Source organism: Pseudomonadota bacterium (assembly GCA_026390555.1).
Taxonomy (GTDB): domain Bacteria; phylum Bdellovibrionota_C; class UBA2361; order UBA2361; family OMII01; genus OMII01.
Genome location: JAPLFS010000047.1, coordinates 1 through 3,508 on the forward strand (window position 1 = coordinate 1; position 3,508 = coordinate 3,508).

Here is a 3,508-nt window from a genome sequence, read left to right on the forward strand (position 1 = left end):
CTTTACCAACTGATTAACAGCGGCGGGAGAGTTGTTAGTCTGTTTTGAAAAGTGTTCGATCTTTTTGGTGACTGTCTCTGCCGCCTCAGGTCCTATAATAGTTGCTATTGAACGAAAGAACGAGCTATCCCATATGTTTGAACCCTTGCGCTTTTTCTCGCGCGCATCTGACGCAACTAGCAATTGCTGAAGCTCCTCAATGGCTCGACGTGATTCTGGTGGAGTGCTTGGCGTAGCTGTTTTGATAATAGCCGCTGCAACTCCCCCCCAGACCGCTGAGTAGAGCTGCTGCTCCAGGCGTTGATCGACTACCCGCTCCGCCGGAAGCCCTGCGATTATATTACCGATCGCATTAGATGGAAGGGGCGCTTGAAGTGGCTGAAGCTCGCTTGCGACGCTCGGTACAAGAGTGGCCGCCTTTGTCTCAAGAGCGGGCGTTACCTCCCCCTTAAGAGCTGTATTCTCGGAACTAACCTCTTTGTTCTGTTTAAGCGCTATCTCTGGCACCTTAACTCTCACCTGCGATAGAATTTGAGTCCCACCGGCCATTCCGTCGCAATCGGAATAGACCCCCACTTATAGTTCTTACTAATGGGTATGGTTGCTTCTGCCTAAAGGTGCCTTTAATAGGAGCTATTTTTGTAATTGCTCTACGAATTTTTCGTAGTGTGTTAAACCTAGGATCTGGTTCGCCTTTAACTACCTGAAAGTAGGTGGTTGGCTAGTTACCTTACGTTATATAGGGCCACATTATGAAACCAACCACGGTGCTGATATTACTTGCCATTGGATCTACCACGCTTGCCCCTCTCGCCAACGGTGACACCCTGCACCCTACTCCCAGCGGCATCACGGTGACGGGGGAGTGTCTTAAAAAGGTCTCTCAGGATCGGGGCGCCGTTACTGTCGGTACCTCAATCGTCGCACAGAAGGCTAGCGCCGCCGCTGAGCGGGCAATTGAAGCGCATGAGCACATCAAGGTAGATGTGGCGAAGTTAAAGCTTAAAGATAGCACCCAACAGACCGCTAACTACTCCGTCTCTGAGGAGTGCACGTACAACGGTGGCAAACGCCTCTGTACCGGCTACCGCGCAAACATCTCAACCCGCTTTGAAACATCCGATATCCCCCGCCTTGGAGACGTTATCGCGGTCGCTGCACAACACGGCTCAGAGGATATCTCTCAACTACAGACCTTTGTTTCTAGAGAGAAGCTAAAGGAGTCCCGTGAAGCGTGCCTTGAAACAGCAACACAGAACGCCGCAGCCAAAGCCCTGAAGCTTGCCACGGGAGCCGGGGTTAAGCTCGGCAAGCTACTCTCACTCTCCGAAAACACAGCGCCAGGTGGCGCATTCCCTATCTATCAAAGAAATAACAATATGGAGATGAAGTCCATGAGCCTTGCAGCCTCTGCTCCATCAATTGACTCTCAGGCCGAGGATCTGCAGGTCTCTGTATCAGCAAACTATAACATCGAGTAACGCTATAACATCGAGCAACGCTATGAATATTCACCCCTCATGGTCCATCGACCATATAGGAATCGCTGTAGATGACCTTAACGCCGCAGTAGAGCTCTACTCTGCAAGGCTCGGTGCTACGGTAACTCTACGAGAAAAACTTGAAGAACAGGGAGTAGAGATAGCCTTTATCGGCGGCGGTGCTACTAAAGTAGAGCTGCTAGCCCCACTGCGCGAGGGAACCACGCTCTCTAAGTTTCTGGCGCGCCGCGGAGCTGGTCTGCACCATATCGGCTACCGAGTTGCTAATATTAAAGAGGAGCTAGCACGCCTTGCACAGGCGGGCTGCGTGCTGATCGATTCAACCCCTCGCCCAGGTGCCGCAGGATCGCAGATAGCTTTTATAAGCCCTAAGTCATTTATGGGGGTTCTAACCGAGCTGGTTCAGAGCCAGGCTCCCTGAGAATAGCCTGAATCTTCAGCCAGATGGCTTATCGTATGCGCAGAACTACTGCTCACCTACGATAGTTTGGCATGCGCTTTCACAAGGTGGTATCGTCACCTCGATGTTCCTACGTGTGCAATCGTCCTTAGTTTATGCTGACTAGTTACAAGCTATGTATATAATAAAAACCGTTCTCACTTCCCTTTTTCTAAGCCTGCTCCTCTTGGCCCCCTACGTCACACACGCCCTAGCCACGGAGACGGAGTCCTGTTCCGACGTGATTAAGGAGTGTTTCGCCTACACCGCTGCCGAGCGTGATGACTGCTTTAAGGGTGTCGTCAGTAAACCGAGCTGCTCCGATTCAGAGGTGAGCATACTCGCAAAGCGTCGCGCAGAGTTTTCAACCCTGGTTCCAAGCGGGATCGATAGCGGGCCATCCTTTCTAGGGCCTCAACTTATCGATCGCACCTGTATCGCTAACTTCGACAATGCCTGGTCGGGCGCGCTGCTACACGGGGTGCCCTCAATCGAGACCTATATCACCCTGCGTGCAGCTCTTGAACGGTGTGCACGCGTACCAGCCTCTGATATGCTCACACCATGACAAACAGAACACATCCCATCGTTGGTGTTATTATGGGCTCTCAATCTGATTGGGAGACTATGGAGGCGACCGCTTTAGCGCTTCAGAACCTCGGTATAGCCTACGAAACTAAGATCGTTTCCGCTCACCGCACTCCGCACCTACTCGTCTCGTATGCGACGGAGGCTGCGGCTCGGGGCATTGAGGTTATTATCGCCGGAGCCGGTGGCGCTGCGCACCTGCCCGGTATGGTTGCCGCGCTGACTCATCTACCGGTTGTCGGAGTTCCGGTAGAATCAAAGACCCTGCAGGGTCTAGATTCGCTCCTTTCGATAGTGCAGATGCCGGCTGGGGTTCCCGTTGCTACCGTAGCGATCGGAAAGGCTGGGGCAACCAACGCCGGACTACTGGCAGGTAACATCCTCGCTCTAAAATATCCCGAACTCTCCGAGCGCATTCAGGCCCTGCGTAAGGAACAGACTCAAGCTGTGCTCAGTACACCAGCCCCAATGATAAAGCAGGCACCGGTTAAGCAGGGCTAGTATGAAGATCGGAATACTCGGCTCGGGACAACTCGGTAGGATGTTGGCTCTAGCTGGATACCCCCTTGGCCACACCTTTACGTTCTTTGATACCGCAGCTAATTCCGCCACCTCTGACCTCGGCGCAACAACCCTAGCAACCTTTGACGATCACACGGCGCTCGGCGCATTTTCGGCTGCGTGTGATGTGGTTACCTATGAGTTTGAAAACGTTCCGTACCAAGCCGCGCTCACTATCAATGCGCAGGTGCCGGTTTATCCCCCAGCACGCGCCCTTAAGGTCTCGCAGGATAGGGTTATAGAGAAGGAGTTTCTGCAAGGGCTAGGGATCGCCACCCCTGCATTTTTGGCCGTATCGAGCGAAGCGGAGCTGCACTCTGCCTGCCTAACACTTGGCACCCCCTGTATCGTAAAAACCCGCCGCCTTGGATATGACGGCAAGGGACAGGTTCGTATTAACTCCAAGGGTGATATAGCA

Annotated in this window: 6 protein-coding genes; 5 read left to right on the forward strand and 1 reads right to left on the reverse strand. The window is 53.0% G+C overall.

All coding sequences use genetic code 11. The annotated features are described in order from the left end of the window. The coding region (locus tag NTV65_06680) for a hypothetical protein (protein ID MCX6114881.1) at positions 1–507 on the reverse strand (507 nt) is incomplete at its 3' end. Positions 508–752: 245 nt separating this feature from the next. Here NTV65_06680 and NTV65_06685 point away from each other — a divergent pair. The 5 genes from NTV65_06685 to NTV65_06705 all read left to right on the forward strand — a co-directional run. Further along, positions 753–1,481 (forward strand): SIMPL domain-containing protein, encoded by a 729-nt coding sequence (locus NTV65_06685; GenBank protein ID MCX6114882.1) that lies wholly within the window; start codon positions 753–755, stop codon positions 1,479–1,481. Positions 1,482–1,503: 22 nt separating this feature from the next. Next, positions 1,504–1,923: a methylmalonyl-CoA epimerase gene (mce, locus tag NTV65_06690; GenBank protein MCX6114883.1), complete on the forward strand. Its 420-nt coding sequence runs from the start codon at positions 1,504–1,506 to the stop codon at positions 1,921–1,923. Positions 1,924–2,077: 154 nt separating this feature from the next. Then, a complete protein-coding gene (locus NTV65_06695; protein MCX6114884.1) occupies positions 2,078–2,509 on the forward strand; it encodes a hypothetical protein in 432 nt (143 codons plus the stop codon). Beyond that, the gene (purE, locus tag NTV65_06700; protein MCX6114885.1) at positions 2,506–3,030 is read left to right on the forward strand and encodes a 5-(carboxyamino)imidazole ribonucleotide mutase; all 525 of its coding nucleotides are present in this window, start codon (positions 2,506–2,508) and stop codon (positions 3,028–3,030) included. Before NTV65_06695 ends, purE begins: the two co-directional genes overlap by 4 nt. Position 3,031: 1 nt before the next feature. Further along, the coding region (locus NTV65_06705; GenBank protein MCX6114886.1) for an ATP-grasp domain-containing protein at positions 3,032–3,508 on the forward strand (477 nt) is incomplete at its 3' end.

Bases quoted from the DNA above. Each gene is read 5' to 3' on its own strand.
- NTV65_06685 (MCX6114882.1), top strand. From the start codon at position 753: ATGAAACCAACCACGGTGCTGATATTACTTGCCATTGGATCTACCACG.
- mce (MCX6114883.1), top strand. From the start codon at position 1,504: ATGAATATTCACCCCTCATGGTCCATCGACCATATAGGAATCGCTGTA.
- NTV65_06695 (MCX6114884.1), top strand. From the start codon at position 2,078: ATGTATATAATAAAAACCGTTCTCACTTCCCTTTTTCTAAGCCTGCTC.
- purE (MCX6114885.1), top strand. From the start codon at position 2,506: ATGACAAACAGAACACATCCCATCGTTGGTGTTATTATGGGCTCTCAA.